Genomic DNA, 19,113 nt, shown 5'->3' with positions numbered 1-19,113 from the left:
CCTGTTCACTCGGGGACGGAACTGGGCGTTCAGAGATGCGTGTACCGAGGTGAGAAAATTCGAATTCGAAGTTACAGCTCTGACTCGAACAGTTCCTCGATGCGGTGTGAGGTCTGTTCCATCTTTCGACGGAGTAACTCCGGGTCGATTGAATCAGGAACGGTGGCGCTCCGCGTCACCATCGTTTTGGATGGACCCATTTCCTCGAACGTGATTCGGCCGGCCATCTCGAAGCCACCTTCCTTGATGACCGTCCCCATGGATTCGTTCGGTTCGTACTCCACGACTTCCATCGTCCCCTCGACGGGGACATCGTAGCGAGTGTTGCGTCGCCGAATGAGTGTCCCAACACCGATTGGACCGTCCGTTTCCTGTTCCAGTTCGACGTCCGGGTCCCAGCGTGGATGGTTCTGCACGTGCTGTTCTGCCATAACATGGAACACGTCCGACACCGGCCGGTCGATTACTTGTGAGAATTCGACGGTTCTAACGCCTTTCCCACCGCTGCTCGCCTGTTTCGCCATGAGACCACCGGTAGAACGTACGAGTTGTGACGGCTAAAACTGGCCGAAGCGGAACCACACGAGACACTCGTTCTAACTGCGGAGTAGTACACAACTGACCCCCACCGCACACGTCATATCTGCTGGACGCTTACCTCAGGTAAGTGAGCCACCAATCAGGACGCGACCCGATGGTCCGTCTGTTCGCCGAATACGGTCGCAAAAACCTCCCGTTCTTCGTGGTTGGGCTACTAGCGAGCGTCCTCAATCGACTCGTGGGAATCGTCCCGGCGCTCGTCCTCGGTGTCGCCATCGACGCCGTCTTCTTCCAGAACACCGCCTACGCCCTCCCACTCGTTCCAGAGTCGTGGATTCCAGCGACGGTGACAGGCCAGTTCTGGCTGAGTTTTTGGCTGGTCATCGTGGCGTTCGTCGCCGGTGTCGGCCTCTCGTGGATACAGGGACTCGGGCTCGCCGTCTACTCGAATCGCGTCCAGCACACCGTCCGCGTCGACACCTACGACGTGCTCCAGCGCCTCGATATGACCTTCTTCGACGACAAACAGACTGGACAGGTGCTCTCGATTCTCGACAGCGACGTGCGAAACCTCCGGACCTTCCTCGACAGCACGCTCTCGGGCGGCCTGCAACTCGTCGTCTCCGTCGTCGGCATCGCCGGCGTCCTGTTCTACCTGAACGCGCAACTCGCCGCCGTCACGCTCGTCGCAGTTCCGCTGCTCGCCGTCTTCACCGTCTGGTTCATGCGAACCATCCGACCCATGTATCGCGCCCTCCGCGAGAGTGTCGGGGCGCTCAACACCCGCATCGAGAACAACGTCGCCGGGATGGAGGTCATCAAAGCCTCGACGACCGAAGACTACGAGACCACCCGTGTCGCCGACGCCTCGATGGACTACTACCAGCGTGCACTCGCCGTCGTCCGTCTCGACTACCTCTACCAACCGACGATGGAACTCCTCGCCGGCGTCGCCTTCGCCGCTACCTTCGCTATCGGTGGTATCTGGCTCATCTTCGGCCCGCCGTGGCCCTTCACGGGAGAACTCCTCGTCGGTGAGTTCGTCACGTTCCTGTTCATGACGCAGCGCTTTATCGACCCCTTGTCGGGCGCGGGACGTATCGTCAACGCCTACGAGAACGCCCGTGCCTCAGGCGAGCGCATCTTCGGCCTGACCGACCGCGACGTGACGGTCCAAGACAGTTCAGAGACAGTCGACCTCGGACCGGTCGCTGGTCGCATCGAGTTCGACGACGTCTCGTTCGCCTACGGGAATGGCAGGCCGGTCCTCCACGACGTGTCGTTCGCTGCCGCCCCCGGTGAGACGGTGGCACTCGTCGGCCCGACAGGTGCCGGAAAATCGACCGCGGCGAAACTCCTCTTGCGCCTCTACGACACCAGCGACGGTGCAGTCCGCGTCGACGGCCACGACGTGCGCGACGTGTCTCTCAAGAGCCTCAGAGAGGCCATGGGATACGTGAGTCAGGACGTGTACCTCTTCGACGGAACCGTCCGCGAGAACCTGTTGTACGGTGCATTCGATGCCACAGAAGCGGAGATGGTCGCGGCCGCACAGGCCGCCGAAGCACACGAGTTCGTCTCGCACTTACCCAACGGCTACGACACCCGAATCGGTGAGCGCGGCGTGAAGCTCTCGGGAGGGCAGCGCCAGCGACTCTCCATCGCGCGTGCGATGCTCCAAGACCCACAGATACTCGTCTTAGACGAGGCGACGAGTGCCGTCGATACCGAGACGGAACTGCTCATCCAGCGTGCCCTCAGTCGCCTGACGACGGGCCGAACCACGCTCGTCATCGCACACCGACTCTCGACGATTCGACACGCAGACACCATCGTCGTCCTCGACGAGGGACGCGTCGTCGAATCCGGTACGCACGACGAACTCGTCGCACAGGGTGGATTGTACGCGACACTCTGGGGTGTCCAGACGGGCGACGTTGGGGGCGTCTCGGCCGACGCGCTCGACCGGCTGGTCGACCGCATTAGGGAAGGAGACGTTATCGAACAGGGAGCGACGACCGACGGCGGTGAAGACTGACCCGTCGGCACTGCGGGCGACTCACCGCGAGTGGGCGAGGTACGTGAGCGCTGCGCCACCTGCCAGACCGATGGCGACGCTCGTCGGGTCCAACCGAGAGACGACCGAAGACGACGACTCGTCGACTCGGGCTATCGACGGCGTCTCGTTCTCTGGAACGTCGACCACGTACTCGTGGACCTCACCAGACGACAACGACTTCGAAACGACAGTGTCTAGCGTCTCAGTTTCGAGTCCAGCGACCTGCACAGAGAGGTCGTACTCGGTATCCACCGCGCCGACGAGGGCGAGCCGATACGTTCCTGTCGGGGCGTCGTAGCAATAGCGCGTCGCCCACACGTCAGACCCTTCGCGGTCCATGAACGCCCCGGTATTGCGCCCGACTGGGGTTCCCGCGGGGTCGACGACTGCGAGCGAGACGGCATCGGTGTCGGTGGCGACGCGGAACACCCGTGACAGAAGATGGTCGAACGTCGCTCGGGCGTCGCTTCGAGTCGGTTTCGCTACTTCGACACCCGCGCGGATGGCACGGTCCCACCGGTTGAACACGAATGCGTCGTACTCCGCCGACCCCGTAACTGGAGTGTCCTTCTGCAGGTCGATAGAGAGGCGTCGCGTCGTAGTCGCATACTTCTGTGCGGGGAAGTTTGGGTCGTAGAGCGTCAACTCGACACCAGTGGGCGTCTCTCGGTATCCGGTGACGAGAACCTGGTGAGAAGACCGCGTTTCGGAGTTGACGAGTGTGATTCCGGCCGTTCCGAACTCGTCGAGGACGGCGACCAACGCAGCGACTTCGGTCTCGTAGTCGATAGTTTGCGGGCGAAGCATACGGCGGCGGCCAAGCCATGCGTACAAACTGAGGAGCTGGGTCGCCTGATAGCGGTCGATGAGGTCACCAATCGGCCCCTCGTCAGACCCGAGTGGAATCTCGGGGTCTGAGACGTCGGCAGCGACAGCCACGCCCGCCGGAAGGTCACTCGACACTTCGAAATACCGCTGTGCTGCGAACGTCATCCCGTAACAGTGACCGTTCGATGCCGCGAGTTGGTTGACTGAAACCGAGAGTTGGCGGGCGAGGACGTTCAGCAGGGCATCGGGAGTATTCGACAGGGACAGACCGAACAGGTCAGCAAAGACGCCTTTCCACTCGCGCTGAATTCGCCGTTCGACCGACGTGGGGTCGACCTCGACGTGTTCGTGCTCCGGGTAGAACGTATCTGACGAAGACCAGTTTGCGAACCCAAACCCGTGTCTCGTCGGGTCGAACGCGGCGTCGTCGTCGGCCGCACGAGTCGTGCGTGAGAGGCCGTAGATGCCTGTGGCACCGACACCTGCGTATTTGAGAAATCTTCGTCGCCCGAGTGGAGCCATCGCCTCTGAGTGGCGAGTGGGCCTGCTTTACTGTTACGACACGTGTTGCCACAGTGCAAACTTCAGTGGGTGGACCTCAATAGCCTGCCACCTGCCCGTCTTTTCGCGGTTCGGTCGCCCCCGAGAGTGTTCCGTCGTCCCAGCGGGCGAATTGGGCGCCACCGAACATCGCCGCCGGGAGCACTCGAACGTCGTGGCCTTTCTGGGCCAGTTTCGCGCCAATCGACCCGGCGAGTCGGTCTTCGACCGCGAGCGTCCCATCTTCGCGGTAGCGCCACCGAGGGGCATCGAGCGCGGCCTGTGCTGGGAGGTCGTAGTCGACGATGTTCGAGACAACCTGCACGTGGCCCTGCGGTTGCATGTAGCCGCCCATCACTCCGAAGGCCGCCCAGTCGTCCGAACCGAATTCGAGGAGTCCCGGGATGAGCGTGTGGAACGGGCGTTTTCCGGGTTCCAATCGGTTCGGGTGGTCAGCGTCCAGCGAGAAGGATGCACCGCGATTCTGTAGGGCAATTCCCGTGTCGCCTGCGACCAGCCCTGACCCGAATCCGGCGAACCGAGAGTTGATGAACGAGACGACGTTGCCGGCGGCGTCGGCGACACAGCAGAGGACGGTGTCGGCGTCTTCCGCGTGGGCGTCGGGAACGCCGAACGTCACGTCGTGGTTCGCTTCGGTCCCGATTTCGGCGGCTCGTTTCGCCGCCCACTCACGGGAGGCGAGCGGCGGAATCTCCTCGTAGTCGGGGTCGGTGATGTAGCGGTGTCCGTCGTGGAACGCGACTTTCATCGCCTCGGCGAAGCGGTGGACAGACTCAGCCGACCCAAACGGGTGGTCGCCCGCATCGACTTCGTCCGCGACGTTCAGCGCTTCGAGTGCGATGAGTCCTTGATTGTTCGGCGGGAGTTCGTACACTTCGACGCCCTTGTAGGTGGTCGAGACTGGGTCCACGAACTCGGGTTCGAAGGCCGCGAGGTCGTCGGTCGTGAGAAACCCACCGTTCGCCTGAACTTCGTCGGCGATGGCCGCAGCGATGTCTCCCTCGTAGATGACGTCCGCACCCTCGTCGGCAACTCGTTCGAGGGTTCGACCGAGTTTCGGGAGCGTGACCGTCTGGCCGACGGTCGGTGCAGCACCGTCGAACAAGTAGGCGTCGCGGGCGTGGTCAGATTCGAATAGGTCTTCGCCGTGTTGCCACTGCGCCGCGACGACTTCCGTGACGGGATAGCCCGCCGTCGCGTAGTGAATCGCCGGTTGGAGCACGTCAGCCAGCGATTTCGCGCCAAAGCGGTCGAGCGTCGCTTCCCACCCACGGGCTGTTCCGGGAACGGTGACGGTGTGGGCACCCGTCTCCGGCATCGTCACGTCGTCTGCCGCGACGTTCTCCTCCGCAGCAACTGCTTTGCGAACCGTGTCTCGCGTCGCCTCGGCGGGAGCGCCGCCACAACTGCGCATTGCACCCACCTCGCCGTCGGCCGTCCTGTAGCAGGCGAAGACGTCGCCACCGAGGCCTGTCGACGTCGGTTCGACGACGTTCAGCGCGGCCGCCGCTGCGACGGCCGCATCGAAGGCGTTGCCGCCAGTGGAGAGAATCTCCACGCCCGCCTGTGCGGCCAGTGGTTGACTCGTTGCGACGACGCCGTTCGGGGCGTAGACGGTCGACCGTCGGGAGGTAAATCGATCGAGGTCGGGAGCGGGTTCGGGCATGGAGTGTGCTTCGCAAACACATCGCATAGCCTTTCGCCTCTCGGAACTGGTGACGGTGGCGACAGGAGGATACAGAGAAAACAGCGCTGTTGGATTCTTAGTACACTGATAGTTTATTGGGGTCGTGCTAAATGCAGGGCGCGTACTCAGAGCTTTGCACTTACAATTCCCCCTTGCTCAAAATCGCGAATTAACCCGTCTTCAAGAGTAACTCGAATTACCTGTTCTTCGGTCACATCATCACGGATGCCTGATTCTTCGACAGACACCGCGTCTTCGATTTCACGCTGGCGACCGTGGACGGTTTCAACAATAACGTCCACGTCCCGAATGTGGAATATTGGGTATAAATCTCGCTCTCGGTGTGAGTGAACATCCTCAGAGGGTCCTCGCTCACGCGAAGAAGCGAATCCCGATACTCTCAGGACCTATTTCGGTGAGGGGCAAACACGTCCTGTTGTCACGCCCGTAGTGAACACACCTGCTTATACCCCAGTACGTCGTTGGTTTGTAGACGCCGGGGTGCCTCTGACAATAAACACCGGCGTCTTGTCTAACCGAGATGCCCGCTCGGTTTTGGACGTGAGGTAGGAAATTCTCCATGGTGGTGGGGAATTTCCACACCTTTTAGACAAGTACCCAAATGGTGGACAGTTGTATTAGGACAGTCGGACTTTCGAGTTCACCGTACCCTGTAGGAGATGGAACCGTGAGAAATCTGGGGTGGCAACTCAATTGACCCCAATTGATAACCAGTTCTTCGAGGCCATGCTGACTAAATCCTCTGTCTATTGCACGCCGACCTTGTCATCTATTGAGACGTTCGGCAGAGTCTTCACCCGATTGGGAGCGCGGCCACACCCTTCTTCAACGAGCGACCGGTGAGAGCGGGTAGAGGACCGTCGGGGCCGCTCACGAGCCGCGTATCAGGGCGACGTTACTCGGGACGTCGTGCACGACTCGTTCGGTGACTGTTCCGAAGGGTATTCGGGACCCCTCGGTCCGCCCCGAGAGACCCACGCAGACGGTGTCGTACTGACTGGTCGCTTCGACGATGGCCCGACCGATATCGTCGGCGACGACGACCTCGATGTCGTACTCGTCAGGGGCGAGTCCCGCTGCCTCGGCGGCGTCGACGACGACGGACCGCCCCCGTTCCTTGGCGTTCGAGTCGTTCCTCCCTCGGGGAGACTGAACGTTCAGCAGGGTCGGGACGGTCCCGTCGACGGTCGCAAATTCGGCTGCTTGGTGTGCAACGACCGGCGCGTTGTGTCCAGGGGCGACGAGCGCCACCGGCGTTCCGACGGTCTCGTTTCTGAGGTTGACGAGTGAGACATCACAGCGAGCGCTCCGAACCACCGGGTCGACCGTTGCACCGAAGACATGGCCGTCACGGCCGAGCGTCCCGTCCCAGCCGAGGATGACCTCGTCGGCGGCCTCCTCTTCGAGCACGTCGAGTATCGCCTCTCCAACGTCAGCGGCGACAACTGTCCTGGTCCGGAGGGTGACGTCCATCTCGGCTGCGATGTCGTGAGCGTTGTTGAGAAGGTCGCGCTGATGCTCGAAGCGGTCGGCCTCGACGTTCTGAAGCGGTGAGGGGTGTGCGACCGGCGTGACGTTGACCGCGACGAGTTCGGGCGTCCCCCGGTCTTCGTTGGCATGCGCGCTGGCCGCTGCCAGACGGAGGAGCCCACGCTGTGTCGCCGGGTTCGACACCGGCACGACCACGCGGAACGGTTCGGCTGGCCTCCCCCGAATCGCTTCGCTGAGGAGCCCTTCGCTCACAACGCGCCCCCGTGTGTAAGTCGCGTACCAGACGACCCCGAAGGCGACGATGCCCGACCCGATGACGACGACGACAGTCGCCATCTGCGAGACGACGAGGAGCGACAGCACCACCCCCAGTATCGGGACGGCCGGGTAGAGGGGTCGCGGGAGCGCAAAGGAGGGGTCGTAGCCGTCCGGGTCGGCTCGCCGGAAGACGACGAGCGAGACGTGGACGAGCGAGTACGCGACGAGGAAGCTGAAACTCGCTGCCTCTGCGAGCAGCGCGATGATCGTCTCCACTTCGAGGCCGACGAGAATCAACACCGCCGTCAGGCCGCCAGTGGCCGCGATGGCTCGATGGGGCGTGTAGAACCGAGGGTGGCTCACGTTGAACCAGTCGGTCACGACCCCGTCTCTGCCCATGGCGTAGATGACCCGTGAGGCTGCGAGTATCGAAGAGTTCGAACTCGATATCGCCGCGATGATGGCGGCGAAGACGATTGCGACGACACCCGCCGGACCGAGGTAGGTGACGGCCACGTCCGAAACCGGGATAGGCGAGTCTCCGAGCGACTCGAAGGGAATCACGCCAGTGCTGACGAGCATGACGAGGACGTAGAGGATGGTCACCAGCACCACCGAGAGAATCATCGACAGCGGGATGATTCGACCGGGATTCTTGATCTCACCCGCGACGGTGGCGATGATTTCGAAGCCGAGGAACGAGATGAAGACGATACCGGTCGTGGCGACGACACCACCTGGACCGAACGGGGCGAAGGGCTCCAGGTTCCCGGGGTCGATGAAGAACACGCCGACCGCGACGAAGACGAGGATGATGGCCGTTTCGACCCCGATGGTGACGTTCTGGAAGGCGCTCGATTCCTCGGTTCCGTAGTAGTTGACCCCGAGAAGGAGGACGAGCCCGACGAGCCCGAGGCCGACGATGAAGACCCGTCCGTCGAGGAACGGAATCGGTTCGACGAGGTACTGGCCAAAGCCGATCATGTAGAACGCGCTCGCGAACATCAGCCCCGTCCACATCCCCCACCCGACGATGGCTCCGAAGAGTCCGCCGAGCGCTCGGTTGACGTAGTGATAGCTCCCGCCTGCGATGGGCATTCCAGTCGCCAGCTCGGAAAGTGAAAGCGCCGCGAGTAGCGCGACGAAGCCAGCGATAGCGTAGGAGACCGAACTCGCGGGGCCAGCGGTTTCAGCAGCGATGCCCGGAAGGATGAATATTCCCGCACCGATCATCGTCCCCCCACCGAGCGTCATCGCCTCGACGAATCCGAGCGTCCGCTCGAGTTCGCTCCCTTCGGCGCTCATCTGTCCCTTCTCCGTCTCGTGGCGTGTCGGTTCACTCGACATCCCTCACGATGAGCGCCGGGACCTCGAGTGCGTCGACGATTGCTGAGAGGACGTCCCCGATGATGCGCTCGCGGAGCGATGGCTCGGTCTCGCCAAGGACGACGAGGTCGTACTCCGCTCCAAGTTCGACGATGTCAGTCTGTGGGTCACCGCCCTCCGAAAGCCGCCAGTCGACCCTGTCGCGGTCGACCCCGTACTCGACGAGGCGGTCGACGGCACCCATGAGGAGTAATTCTCCCTGGGTTGGGTCGGCGTCCTCTGCGACCGAGTGGAACAGGGTGGCGGTCTCGTTGCCCGCGAGCAGCAGGTCGGCGACGACCGCGAGAATCCGGTCGAGGTTCACGTCTCCGCGGAGAGGGACGAGGACGCGGTCGACGACCGTCGAACGACCAGCCGTCAGCACCGCGTCGCAGTCGTACTCGTCTGCGATGCGGTCGATGGTGGCCTCGCGGTCGTGCGTGAAGACGAGCACCTCGTCGGGGTCACCGTGCTCGTCGGCGACTGCGTCCAGGCGGTCGGTGGCCTTGGGACCGTACTGGTCCCTGAGCAGTGCCGGTTCGGCCTGGTCTGGCACTGGGAAGTACCCAAGTAAAACCACCTCGACAGCGCCGAGATGGTCGAGGACGTCGAGGGGTGGCGACTCCATCCCCGAGACATCGACCGGGACGAGAATCCTCAACTCGCCGATGTGTGTCATGATGTCTCAACCATTCCTCCCGGGCCGTTTCAATCCTTCGCGGGGTTTGCAGGTGTCTCCGAACACCGGAGTCAACCACGTTCCGGCGAGTGACGGTCCGAATCGTCGAACGGTAGACCTAGGTCATCGTCGAGGGGCTGTCCCCGTACATCCCGGTCTCTCATCACTGAAACGAACTCAGTTGGGGTGCTGTCTACACCCTCTGTATCTTGCACGCCGCTCGTATCAGGCACCGAGCGGTCCAACAGAGCCAACAGAATAGATGAAGACAGAGAGGGCCGAAACGCGCCGAAATCAGCCGGTCAGTCGGTCAGTCGGTCAGTCTGTCAGTGGGTCAGACCGTACCCACGCCGGAAGAGTGCGACGTCGACGCCGACGATGACGAGCGTGAGCGCCGAGAGGATACCGAGCGAGAGGTTCGGGTCGACTTCCGTGACGCCGAGGAACCCGTAGCGGACGCCGTTGACCATGTATATCATCGGGTTGAGGAGCGAGGCCTGCCGGAACAGTTCGGGAATCTCGTTCAGTGAGTAGAAGACACCGCCGAAGAAGACGAGCGGTCGGAGGATGAACTGGTTCATCATCGTCAGGTCGTCCCAGTCTTCTGCCCAGAGGCCGCCGACCACGCCGATGGCAGCGAACAACAGCGTGATGACGAGCATGAACGCGACGAGGTAGAACGGTCTGGCGACGCCGACGGCAGTAAAGAACAACCCGATGAGAGCGATGAGGACACCGACGACGAGCCCACGCGTCGCGCTGGCGAAGATGTACGCGCCGACCATCGACGAGTACGACAGCGGCGACGTGAGCGCCTCTTCGATGTAGCGGTTCCAGCGCCCGTGGAAGATAGTAAAGGAAGCGTTCTCGAAGGCGTTCGAGACGGCGCCGAGAACGATGAGTCCCGGGAGGATGAAGAGGATGTAGGGGACGCCCGCAATCTGGTCGATACGCTCGCCGAGGATGACACCGAACACCGAGAAGTACAGCACGTTCGTGATGAACGGCGGTGCGAACGTGTTCCGAGGACGACGGACGAAGCGGAGGACTTCACGCCGCAGCAGGGCGTAAAACCCCGTCAGATTGTAGTTCATTGGTCGACCTCCATCGTCGCACGGCCTTCGCCCTGTCTGGTCATCTCGACGAACACCTCTTCGAGCGACGTGCGCGAGATTTCGAGGTCGACGAGTTCGTGACCCGCCTCGTCGAGGGCTTGCACCACGTCGGGGGCGACGAGGCCGCCCTGTTGGGCAGTGATGACGAGACGAGTGCCGTCGAGTTCGACGGATTCGACTCGGTCGTCTGTCGCCGCGAAGTCGGGGACAGCAGCCGGCGCGTCGCGCAGTTGGACGACGATGTCGTCGGTGCCGCGGTCCATCAGTTCCTCGGGACTGGCGACTTCGATGATGCGACCGGAGTCGAGAATCGCCACCTCGTCACAGAGACGTTCTGCTTCCTCGATGTAGTGGGTAGTGAGGAGAATCGTCGTTCCCTTGTCGTTGAGGTCGATGATGGTCTCCCACAGTTCGTGACGGAGTTGCACGTCGACACCGGCGGTCGGTTCGTCGAGGATGAGGAGGTCGGGGTCGGTGATGAGCGCCCGTGCGAGCATGAATCGGCGCTTCATCCCGCCTGAGAGCCAATCGAAGCGAGTGTCGCGTTTGTCGTAGATGCCGACGCGCTTGAGCACCTCTTCGGCACGTTCTCGCGCTTCGTCCCGTGGAACGCCGTGATAGCCGGCTTTCGTCTGTAAAATTTCGATGATAGGAAAGAATTTGTCGACGTTGAACTCCTGCGGGGCCAACCCAATCAGGTCGCGGGCCTCGCGGTAGTCGTCTTCGACGTCGTAGCCGAAGACGTTCGCCGTCCCGCCGGATTTGCGGACGAGGCCGACGAGGATGTTGATAAACGTCGTTTTTCCAGCACCGTTGGGGCCCAATAGTCCGAAAAACGAGCCTTCCGGTACGTCGAGGTCGACACCGTCGAGTGCCTTCACGTCACCGTACGACTTCGTCAAGTCTCGTATCTCAATCGCAGATGCCATTCACTTGGTGCGTCGTCGGGCGTGGACGCGATTAAGCGTGCCGTACGCGGAAGGCCGTGAAACCACGTGACACGGCTGACCTGCTGTGTGTTTGGTATGGTTTGGCATGGCAAATAAGGACCTAGTATCTGTGTGTACCGAAATAAGTCATTAACGAATATTATCATTATAAATGATTAACTTTTAATATCGCTCTCGAGTCGAACCGAGTGAGGTAACGCACAATGGCAGTATCCGCAGTATCCGTCGCAGTACATCACAAATCGACCATCGCCCGCTTCGACCGCTATCGACCACCCACACCCCCAACGTAACCAATGACAAACCGAACCAACACGACTCGCACTACCACGACGACCCGCTCGACGACTACTCGCCCTCCCCGGCCAACGCGGCGCTACCCAAACAACGAGGAGAACATGGACGCGCCGCTCGTCCCCTTCATCCAGCAGCCCGGCGAGGAAGACGACATGACGAACATCCGGCGTGAACTCGCCGCGCTCCGCAGCCAACTGAACCGCATCGAGCGAACGATGCAGACCACGACTCCTACCGACACCCAATGAACCCGACCGAACTCGACAGCGACGTCTTTACCCGCGATATCGACAACCCGAAAGCCCGCGAACTCCGGGAGATGCTGAACACGCAAGACTTCGTGTTCGCCCCCGGCATGTACCACGCACTGGACGCCCGTCTCGCCGAGATGACCGGCCACGACGCCGCGTACATGTCCGGCTACTCGACGGTTCTCGGCCAGTTCGGCTTCCCGGATCTCGAGATGGTGACGATGACCGAAATGGTCGAAAACGCCAAGCGAATGGTCGAGGCGACGAACCTCCCAATCATCGCCGACTGTGACACGGGATACGGTGGTATCCACAACGTGCGCCGTGCCGTCCGCGAGTACGAGAAGGCCGGTGTCGCCGCGGTTCACATCGAAGACCAGACCTCGCCGAAGCGGTGTGGCCACATCGCCGGCAAGCAAATCGTCTCCCGCGAGAAAGCCCGGTCACGCTTCGAGGCTGCCGTCGACGCAAAGCAGTCGGAGGATACGGTCATCATCGCCCGTACCGACGCCTACGGCTCGTCCAACGGCGACTGGGACGAACACCTCGAACGCGGCCGCATCTACGCCGACGCAGGTGTCGACCTCGTCTGGCCGGAGATGCCCAACCCGAGCCGAGAGGACGCTGTCAACTACGCCGAGACGATTCACGAGACCCATCCCGACCTGAAGCTCGCCTTCAACTACTCGTCGTCGTTCGCGTGGTCCCAAGAAGAAGACCCACTCACGTTCCAGGAGCTGGGTGACCTCGGCTACAAGTACATCTTCATCACGCTGTTCGGCCTCCACTCGGGCGCACACGCCGTCTACGAGGACTTCAAGAAACTCGCCGAACAGGACGAAGAGGGACAGTTCGACCTCGAACAGCGCTACCTCGGCCACCCGACCGAGAGCCACCACGAGCTCTCGTTCGTCTCGCGCTTCCAAGATATCGAGACGCAGTTCGACCCCGAGGCCCGCCGTCGCATCGAGGAGTCCGCTGGGTTCAGCGAAGACCAGGCTGACCCCATCACCTCGAACGACGACTAGAGGTTCCCCTCAGTATTTCTGCCAGAGCAATTGTTAACACATAATCATTGTAATACCCATATATGACTGAACGAAGACACGAAAGAGAGTTCGTCCGAACGTTCTTCACCTCGCCGACGGCCATCGAAGGCGAAGAAGACTCCGCGAAGATGATTCGACGAGCGGCCCAACTTCGGGGGATGCAGGCCCCTGACGTGTGGGTCCCGGACAACGAAGACGCGACGGCCCCCTCGATGCGCGACGAAGGTGTCGAGAACATCATCGAAGTCGTCTCCGAACACGGTGCGGAGTTCCCCGGCGAGATTCACCCGCGGATGGTCTGGCACCGTGACAGCCCCGCGACGCGGTATCAGGGCTTCCAGCACATGCTAGAGATTGCGAGTTCGGACACCGGCGCAATCGAACACATCGACGGGTTCGTCATCCCCGAAGTCGGCGACATCGACGACTGGAAGAAGGCCGACGAGTTCTTCACGATTATCGAGAACGAGTGCGGTCTCGAAGAGGGGAGTCTCGCCATGTCCGTCATCATCGAGAGCGGGGAGTCCGAACTCGCGATGGGGAAACTCCGCGACGAGATGGGCAAAGCCACGAACAACCTCGAACGGTTGTTCCTCTTCGTCGACGGAGAAGTGGACTACACGAAGGACATGCGCGCGATGACGCCGACCGGTGAGCTTCCCTCGTGGCCCGAACTGCGCCACAACACCTCCCGCGGTGCCAGCGCGAACGGGTGTATCGCAATCGACGGTCCGTACGACGACATCCGCGACGTGGAAGGCTACCACGAGCGGATGACGGAAAATCAGGCGAAGGGGATGCTCGGCATCTGGTCGCTGACGCCCGGACAGGTCGTCGAAGCGAACCAGTCGCCGCTCCCGCCGAAGACCGGCAGTTGGCTCCTCGACGTCGACGGTGAACAGGTCGAGCTCGACTCCGAAGACGGCGTGGAAGTGTACGACGGTGACCGTGTGTCGCTCGAAGAAACCGATGGTGGATACGAACTCCGCGTCGGTAACGACACCCGAACGCTCGACGAGGACGAACTGCACGAAGAACTCCTCAAACTGACTTCGTACGTCCCGAGCATGGACGACATCGTCGACTCCATGGAGGAGTTCGAGGCTGCCAAGGAGGCCGGACGTGGAGCCATCGCTATGGAGCGGTCTGCGACACTCCGCATCGGCGGAACCGAATTCGACATCTCCACCGACCGGATGTGGGACGAAGCGACCTATCAGGCCGCGATGACGCCCATCAGCCTGTTCCAAGACGTCTACGAGAACCGTCCGGACCAGCACGACGAACTGAACGAACGCTACGGCGCAGGCGTCGTCGAACGCGCGATGGAGGTCGGTCTCTAAGCACGGGGTCGGCACCCGAGGCCGCCGCAGTTGGTCGACTATCACTGACGGCGGCACAGTCCTGATTGTCGTTCTATTCGGCACACTCGCCTGATACCGTGGGGGCGATGTGCCGTTCGTTTTTTCCGTACTTTCGACTACGATACGGCGTATTGTCGACCCGATACTCCGTATTCCCGACGTGTGGCGTGCTTCGACGCCACGCTCAAGTCTGCGCGACGCGATACGTCGGGTGTGAACGATTCGACGCTACAGTACTCGGGGAAGCGCTCGTACGAGCCCGATGCAGTGGTCGACTTCGACGACCGTATCCCCGAAGAGACGCTGGAGCGACTCCGCACCGTGAGTCACTACCTCGACAACGCCATCGAGATTCCGGGGACGAACTACCGCATCGGCCTCGACCCGATTCTCGGTCTCATCCCGGGCGTCGGAGATACGACTGCGTCGGCACTGTCGGCGTACATCCTCGTCGAAGCGGCGATGCTCGGCGCCCCCCGTGCGACACTCGCGAGAATGTTTGGCAACGTCATCGTCGACACCGTCTTCGGGTCGCTCCCCGTCGTCGGCGACGTGTTCGACGTCGCGTGGAAGGCGAACGCACGGAACGTCCGGCTCCTCGAAGACCGCTTCGGCGAGTTGTCGAACGAAGGTGTCGAGGCAGACCGGCGTCTCGTCCTCGCCGCTGTCGCCATCATCACGGTCCTCTTGGTCGGACTCGGTATCGCCGTCACGCTCGGTGCGCTGTGGCTACTCAGTCAGTTTGGCCTCTTCTAAGGGGCAACGACCACGTTCGAGACTGTGTTTTCAGGAGCTATCAAACGTATCTGCGTCGGGCGCGCTGGTACCGAATCGGTTCTCGCCACCAACGAGGTTCCTGCGGAGGAGACGACGACGACGCCCGCTAACGAGACAGCTACGACGACCACCGAGTAACCGAACAGCATCGTCGGCGAACTATTTTATACGAAGCCGCGGCCAGTTCGGTGCAGTCCGCGGCCGGCGACGAACGAAAGAGAGCGTTCAGTCGTCCGCAGGCGCGGAGTCGTGAGTCGAAGCGGGGTCGTGGTCACCGACCAGTCGGAGCGCGACGACGCCGGTACGGACACAGAGCCCGTACACGAACGGTGCGAGCGCCCGCCGCTTCATCAGCGCGAAGCCGGAGAGGATGAAGACGAAGCCAGCGACCGTCGCAGACCCAATCTGCTCACCGAGGAACGCCCATCCACTGAGCGCGGCGACGATGGGCACGGCGTAGCTCACGAGGTTGATTTCGATGGCACCGATGCGGTCCAGGAGGACGAAGTAGATGATGAACCCGGCGGCGCTGCAGAGGACGGCGAGGAAGAGCAACGCGGCGACGACGAGTGGCGACCACGCGACGGTCGTCAGTCCCGGTTCGCCGAGGACGGGACTGACGACGTGGAGCAGTCCCGCCCCGAGGAGCATCATCCACGACTGCATCGGGACAACAGGTGGGTTTCCGGGGAGCCGTTTGACGAGAACGGTACCGAAGGCCCAACTCACGGCCGCGAGAAAGAGTAAGACGACACCGGCGAGCTGACCGCCGACCGACCCCGACGAGAGGGCGATGACGACGGTCCCGACGAGACCTAAGAAGACGCCGACGAATCCGCCGGCATCGAGTCGCTCGTCGGGAAGCATCGACCACGCGAACAGGGGCGTGAGAATCGGAGAGGTGCTGAGAACGATGGCCGCGACGCCGCTCGTGACGTACCGCTGGCCCGAAAAGAGCAGCGCGAAGTGTGCCCCGATGAGGAGCGTGCCGCCGATGCCGACGACGACCCATTCGTCGCGGCCGCGTGGACGCCAGTCTTCGGCGGCGAGCAGACCGTAGATGAAGAGGACAGCGCCGGCCACGTCGTACCGAAGTGCAGCGAAGAGTGCCGGCGGAAGCACCTCCAGTCCGACTTCGATAGCCATGAACGAGGTTCCCCAGAGAACTGCGAGGGTAGCGAACAGTGCGAGGTTTCGATGTGTTTGCGTTCCGATAGACACGTGATATCGACCTTGGGCCCAGGTGTTGAACCGGCTACCACGCCCCCGTACATCAAATTTCTCGGATGCAGGGTAGCACGTCCCTCGACATGTGTTGACGAACACCTCAACAAGCGGATGTATCGTCGTGGGCGTTCGAACAAAGTAAGGTAGTTACGCGCGCCCCGAGAGAACCCGAGTATGAGTATCCTCGAAGACGCCCGCGCACTCGCCGAGAGCGGGCCTGTCTGCGACGCCTGTCTCGGCCGGGCCTTCGCCGAACGGAGTTTCGGGTTGACGAACGCCGAACGAGGCAAGTCGCTCCGAATCGCCGCCGCACTCGACGAAGACGAACCGTACGAACCCGTCGAGACCGAGGCCTGCTGGGTTTGCGAAGGGGAGTGTGCACGCTTCGACGAGTGGGCCGAGCGCTGTGCCGCATCCATCGACGACGTCGAAGTCGAGACGTATCAGGTCGGAACTCGCGCGCCACCACTCGTCGAAGAGAACGAGATACTGCTCCGCGAAGGCGCTGGCCTGCCCGAAGACGCCGGCGAACTGTTCAAATCCGAGTTCAACCGCGAAGTCGGCAAGCGCGTCGGCCGCCTCACCGGCACCGAGGTCGACTTCACGCGCCCGGACGTGCAGTTCCTCCTCGACATCGAGCGAGACATCGTCGAGACACAACTCAACTCGGCGTTCGTCTACGGTCGCTACCGCAAACTCGAACGCGACATCCCGCAGACCGAGTGGCCCTGCCGCGACTGCGACGGCTCCGGATACAAAGGCAAAGAGCCCTGTGACTACTGTGGTGGGTCTGGCTATCTCTACGAACACAGCGTCGAAGGCTTCGTCGCACCCATCGTGATGGACGTGATGGACGGCGTCGAGGCGAAGTTCCACGGTGCAGGCCGCGAAGACGTCGACGCCCTGATGCTCGGGACGGGCCGGCCGTTCGTGGTCGAAATCATGGAACCCCGTCGCCGAAACGTCGACGTGGAACAACTCGAAGGCGACGTGAACGCGATGGCCGAGGGCGCAATCGAAGTCGAGGGACTTCGTCTCGCTACCTACGACATGGTCGAGCGCGTGAAGAAACTCGACGCGAGCAAGCAGTACCGCGCGGCCGTCGAGTTCGACGACGACGTGGCGGGCGAGGACTTGCAGGCCGCACTGGAAGAACTCACCGGTGCGACCATCGAGCAGTACACGCCGCACCGCGTCGACCACCGCCGGGCGAGTCTCACGCGGACGCGACACGTCTACGACGCCACCGGCGAACTCGAAGACGCCCGCCATGGGACTGTCGAGATTCACGGCGAAGGCGGACTCTACATCAAAGAACTCGTCTCCGGTGACGAAGGCCGGACGAACCCGAGTCTCGCTGGACTCCTCGACACCGGCGCAGTCGTCACTGCGCTCGACGTGATTGCGGTCGAAGGCGAAGACGAACCGTTCGAGGACGACGAATTCTTCAAAGACTGAGCGCCACCCACGGCTCCGACCGCGGCGTTTCGAGTCGACTTCTCGGACTATCTTGTCACCGAGAAGTAGGGTTAGGTCGGGACGCAACGTCTCTCTAGATTGCCATGAATCGAACCGTGACGCGAATGGCCGCTGCGGGTGTGGGCCTCCTCCTCGGTGCAGCGGGCATCGCACTCGCGCGCTGGAAGCGGAAGCGACTCGCGGACCTCGCGGCGGGCAGCGACCTCCTCACGACCGACCGAGGTGTCGTCGAAGTCGCGCGACGGGGGTCGGGCTATCCGGTGCTCGTCCTCCACGGCGACCCGGGCGGGTACGACCAAGGCCTACACCTCGGGTCCGAACTCTTCGGGAGCGACGTCGAACTCATCGCACCCTCGCGCCCGGGGTATCTGCGGACACCACTCGACGGTAATGAGTCGTTCGAGGACCAGGCGGCACTGCTCGTGGCGTTGCTCGACGAACTCGACGTAGAGCAGGCACTCGTCGTGGGTCTCTCGGGTGGGGGGCCGACCGCACTCCAACTCGCAGCCGACTATCCCGACCGAGTGTCAGGAGTCGTTCTCGTGTCGGCCGTCACCAACGACCTCGACGAGCGACTGTTCGACATCGACAATCCATTCGTCGACCCACTTCTCACCTCCACGCCGGTACTCGACGTTCGCTCCGGTCTGTTCGTCGCACTCGGTCGGTTTGCACCCGATACTCTCGTCGCGATGCTCCACGACGAAGTTTCGGCACTGGAGGGAGCAGCACTCGCCGCGTACGTCGAATCCATCGTAACGAACCCACGGTATCTGGAGCAGTCCCTCGACTTCGTCCCGACCATGCTCCCGGTGAGTGCACGCATCGACGGAACACTCAACGACGAACGGTTGTTCCGTGCGTTACCGAACGTCGCATACGGGACCATCGAGTGCCCGACTCTCGTTCTCCACGGTAAGTTCGACGAGTCTGTCCCGTTCGACCACGCGGAGTTCGTCGTGGATGCGTTGCCAAACGTCGAACTCGTCGGTCTGGATGCCGACCACCTCGTCTGGATTGGCTCCGGTCACGAGCGGGCCCGTGAGGCGGTTCAGGCGTTCACCGAATTGGTCACTGCGTCGGGCGAACCGATGACATCCTAAGAAGGGAGTCTT

Annotated in this window: 16 protein-coding genes; 7 read left to right on the top strand and 9 right to left on the bottom strand. The window is 62.2% G+C overall.

Annotation, left to right across the window (positions count from 1 at the left end; all coding sequences use genetic code 11):
- Positions 1–71: 71 nt before the first annotated feature.
- Positions 72–524 (bottom strand): SRPBCC family protein, encoded by a 453-nt coding sequence (locus GJR98_RS05110; RefSeq protein ID WP_151136097.1) that lies wholly within the window; start codon positions 522–524, stop codon positions 72–74.
- A gap of 170 nt (positions 525–694) precedes the next feature.
- Between GJR98_RS05110 and GJR98_RS05105 the strand changes: the two genes are divergently transcribed.
- The gene (locus GJR98_RS05105) at positions 695–2,578 is read left to right on the top strand and encodes an ABC transporter ATP-binding protein (protein ID WP_151139387.1); all 1,884 of its coding nucleotides are present in this window, start codon (positions 695–697) and stop codon (positions 2,576–2,578) included.
- Between the two features lie 21 nt (positions 2,579–2,599).
- Here the strand turns inward: GJR98_RS05105 and GJR98_RS05100 are convergent, their stop codons facing one another.
- From GJR98_RS05100 to GJR98_RS05070, 7 genes are all read right to left on the bottom strand, one after another.
- The gene (locus GJR98_RS05100) at positions 2,600–3,949 is read right to left on the bottom strand and encodes a hypothetical protein (RefSeq protein ID WP_151136095.1); all 1,350 of its coding nucleotides are present in this window, start codon (positions 3,947–3,949) and stop codon (positions 2,600–2,602) included.
- A 76-nt stretch (positions 3,950–4,025) separates the two neighbouring features.
- The gene (gene ggt, locus GJR98_RS05095; RefSeq protein WP_151136093.1) at positions 4,026–5,654 is read right to left on the bottom strand and encodes a gamma-glutamyltransferase; all 1,629 of its coding nucleotides are present in this window, start codon (positions 5,652–5,654) and stop codon (positions 4,026–4,028) included.
- A 146-nt stretch (positions 5,655–5,800) separates the two neighbouring features.
- On the bottom strand, positions 5,801–5,977 hold the full coding sequence (locus GJR98_RS05090; protein ID WP_154269703.1) for a hypothetical protein: 177 nt from the start codon (positions 5,975–5,977) through the stop codon (positions 5,801–5,803).
- Positions 5,978–6,566: 589 nt separating this feature from the next.
- Positions 6,567–8,750, bottom strand: coding sequence for an amino acid permease (locus GJR98_RS05085; protein WP_228717154.1), 2,184 nt, complete (start codon positions 8,748–8,750; stop codon positions 6,567–6,569).
- A 31-nt stretch (positions 8,751–8,781) separates the two neighbouring features.
- Positions 8,782–9,489, bottom strand: coding sequence for a universal stress protein (locus GJR98_RS05080; protein ID WP_151136089.1), 708 nt, complete (start codon positions 9,487–9,489; stop codon positions 8,782–8,784).
- 326 nt (positions 9,490–9,815) lie between these two features.
- Positions 9,816–10,583 (bottom strand): ABC transporter permease, encoded by a 768-nt coding sequence (locus GJR98_RS05075; protein ID WP_151136087.1) that lies wholly within the window; start codon positions 10,581–10,583, stop codon positions 9,816–9,818.
- Positions 10,580–11,533, bottom strand: a complete 954-nt coding sequence (locus tag GJR98_RS05070; RefSeq protein WP_151136085.1) for an ABC transporter ATP-binding protein — start codon at positions 11,531–11,533, stop codon at positions 10,580–10,582. The genes GJR98_RS05075 and GJR98_RS05070 overlap by 4 nt, the downstream gene beginning before the upstream one ends.
- 317 nt (positions 11,534–11,850) lie before the next feature.
- Between GJR98_RS05070 and GJR98_RS17920 the strand changes: the two genes are divergently transcribed.
- The 4 genes from GJR98_RS17920 (at position 11,851) to GJR98_RS05050 (ending at position 15,271) form a co-directional block, all read left to right on the top strand.
- A complete protein-coding gene (locus tag GJR98_RS17920) occupies positions 11,851–12,099 on the top strand; it encodes a hypothetical protein (protein ID WP_151136083.1) in 249 nt (82 codons plus the stop codon).
- On the top strand, positions 12,096–13,130 hold the full coding sequence (gene aceA, locus GJR98_RS05060) for an isocitrate lyase (RefSeq protein WP_151136081.1): 1,035 nt from the start codon (positions 12,096–12,098) through the stop codon (positions 13,128–13,130). The genes GJR98_RS17920 and aceA overlap by 4 nt, the downstream gene beginning before the upstream one ends.
- A 62-nt stretch (positions 13,131–13,192) precedes the next feature.
- Positions 13,193–14,494, top strand: coding sequence for a malate synthase AceB (gene aceB, locus GJR98_RS05055; protein WP_151136079.1), 1,302 nt, complete (start codon positions 13,193–13,195; stop codon positions 14,492–14,494).
- A 234-nt stretch (positions 14,495–14,728) separates the two neighbouring features.
- Entirely contained in the window at positions 14,729–15,271 is a 543-nt protein-coding gene (locus GJR98_RS05050) for a DUF4112 domain-containing protein (protein WP_191965422.1), read from the top strand.
- Positions 15,272–15,517: 246 nt separating this feature from the next.
- Here GJR98_RS05050 and GJR98_RS05045 read toward each other — a convergent pair whose 3' ends face one another.
- On the bottom strand, positions 15,518–16,513 hold the full coding sequence (locus GJR98_RS05045) for a DMT family transporter (protein ID WP_151136075.1): 996 nt from the start codon (positions 16,511–16,513) through the stop codon (positions 15,518–15,520).
- A 180-nt stretch (positions 16,514–16,693) separates the two neighbouring features.
- On the opposite strand from GJR98_RS05045, the gene GJR98_RS05040 reads away from it, so the two are divergent.
- Positions 16,694–17,977 carry a tRNA pseudouridine(54/55) synthase Pus10 gene (locus tag GJR98_RS05040; RefSeq protein ID WP_151136073.1) on the top strand — a complete coding sequence of 428 codons (1,284 nt, stop codon included), beginning with the start codon at positions 16,694–16,696 and terminating at the stop codon, positions 17,975–17,977.
- Positions 17,978–18,081: 104 nt separating this feature from the next.
- The gene (locus GJR98_RS05035) at positions 18,082–19,101 is read left to right on the top strand and encodes an alpha/beta fold hydrolase (RefSeq protein WP_151136071.1); all 1,020 of its coding nucleotides are present in this window, start codon (positions 18,082–18,084) and stop codon (positions 19,099–19,101) included.
- Positions 19,102–19,113: the final 12 nt, after the last annotated feature.

The sequence above is a fragment of the Haloferax marinisediminis genome, assembly GCF_009674585.1.
In the GTDB taxonomy this organism is placed as follows: Archaea; Halobacteriota; Halobacteria; order Halobacteriales; family Haloferacaceae; genus Haloferax; species Haloferax marinisediminis.
This window is presented reverse-complemented; position numbering and strand designations above follow the sequence as displayed.

What these genes read in the sequence shown, in the direction of transcription:
- GJR98_RS05110 (WP_151136097.1), bottom strand. Translation starts at nt 524, where the DNA reads ATGGCGAAACAGGCGAGCAGCGGTGGGAAAGGCGTTAGAACCGTCGAA.
- GJR98_RS05105 (WP_151139387.1), top strand. Translation starts at nt 695, where the DNA reads ATGGTCCGTCTGTTCGCCGAATACGGTCGCAAAAACCTCCCGTTCTTC.
- GJR98_RS05100 (WP_151136095.1), bottom strand. Translation starts at nt 3,949, where the DNA reads ATGGCTCCACTCGGGCGACGAAGATTTCTCAAATACGCAGGTGTCGGT.
- ggt (WP_151136093.1), bottom strand. Translation starts at nt 5,654, where the DNA reads ATGCCCGAACCCGCTCCCGACCTCGATCGATTTACCTCCCGACGGTCG.
- GJR98_RS05085 (WP_228717154.1), bottom strand. Translation starts at nt 8,750, where the DNA reads ATGAGCGCCGAAGGGAGCGAACTCGAGCGGACGCTCGGATTCGTCGAG.
- GJR98_RS05080 (WP_151136089.1), bottom strand. Translation starts at nt 9,489, where the DNA reads ATGACACACATCGGCGAGTTGAGGATTCTCGTCCCGGTCGATGTCTCG.
- GJR98_RS05075 (WP_151136087.1), bottom strand. Translation starts at nt 10,583, where the DNA reads ATGAACTACAATCTGACGGGGTTTTACGCCCTGCTGCGGCGTGAAGTC.
- GJR98_RS05070 (WP_151136085.1), bottom strand. Translation starts at nt 11,533, where the DNA reads ATGGCATCTGCGATTGAGATACGAGACTTGACGAAGTCGTACGGTGAC.
- GJR98_RS17920 (WP_151136083.1), top strand. Translation starts at nt 11,851, where the DNA reads ATGACAAACCGAACCAACACGACTCGCACTACCACGACGACCCGCTCG.
- aceA (WP_151136081.1), top strand. Translation starts at nt 12,096, where the DNA reads ATGAACCCGACCGAACTCGACAGCGACGTCTTTACCCGCGATATCGAC.
- aceB (WP_151136079.1), top strand. Translation starts at nt 13,193, where the DNA reads ATGACTGAACGAAGACACGAAAGAGAGTTCGTCCGAACGTTCTTCACC.
- GJR98_RS05040 (WP_151136073.1), top strand. Translation starts at nt 16,694, where the DNA reads ATGAGTATCCTCGAAGACGCCCGCGCACTCGCCGAGAGCGGGCCTGTC.
- GJR98_RS05035 (WP_151136071.1), top strand. Translation starts at nt 18,082, where the DNA reads ATGAATCGAACCGTGACGCGAATGGCCGCTGCGGGTGTGGGCCTCCTC.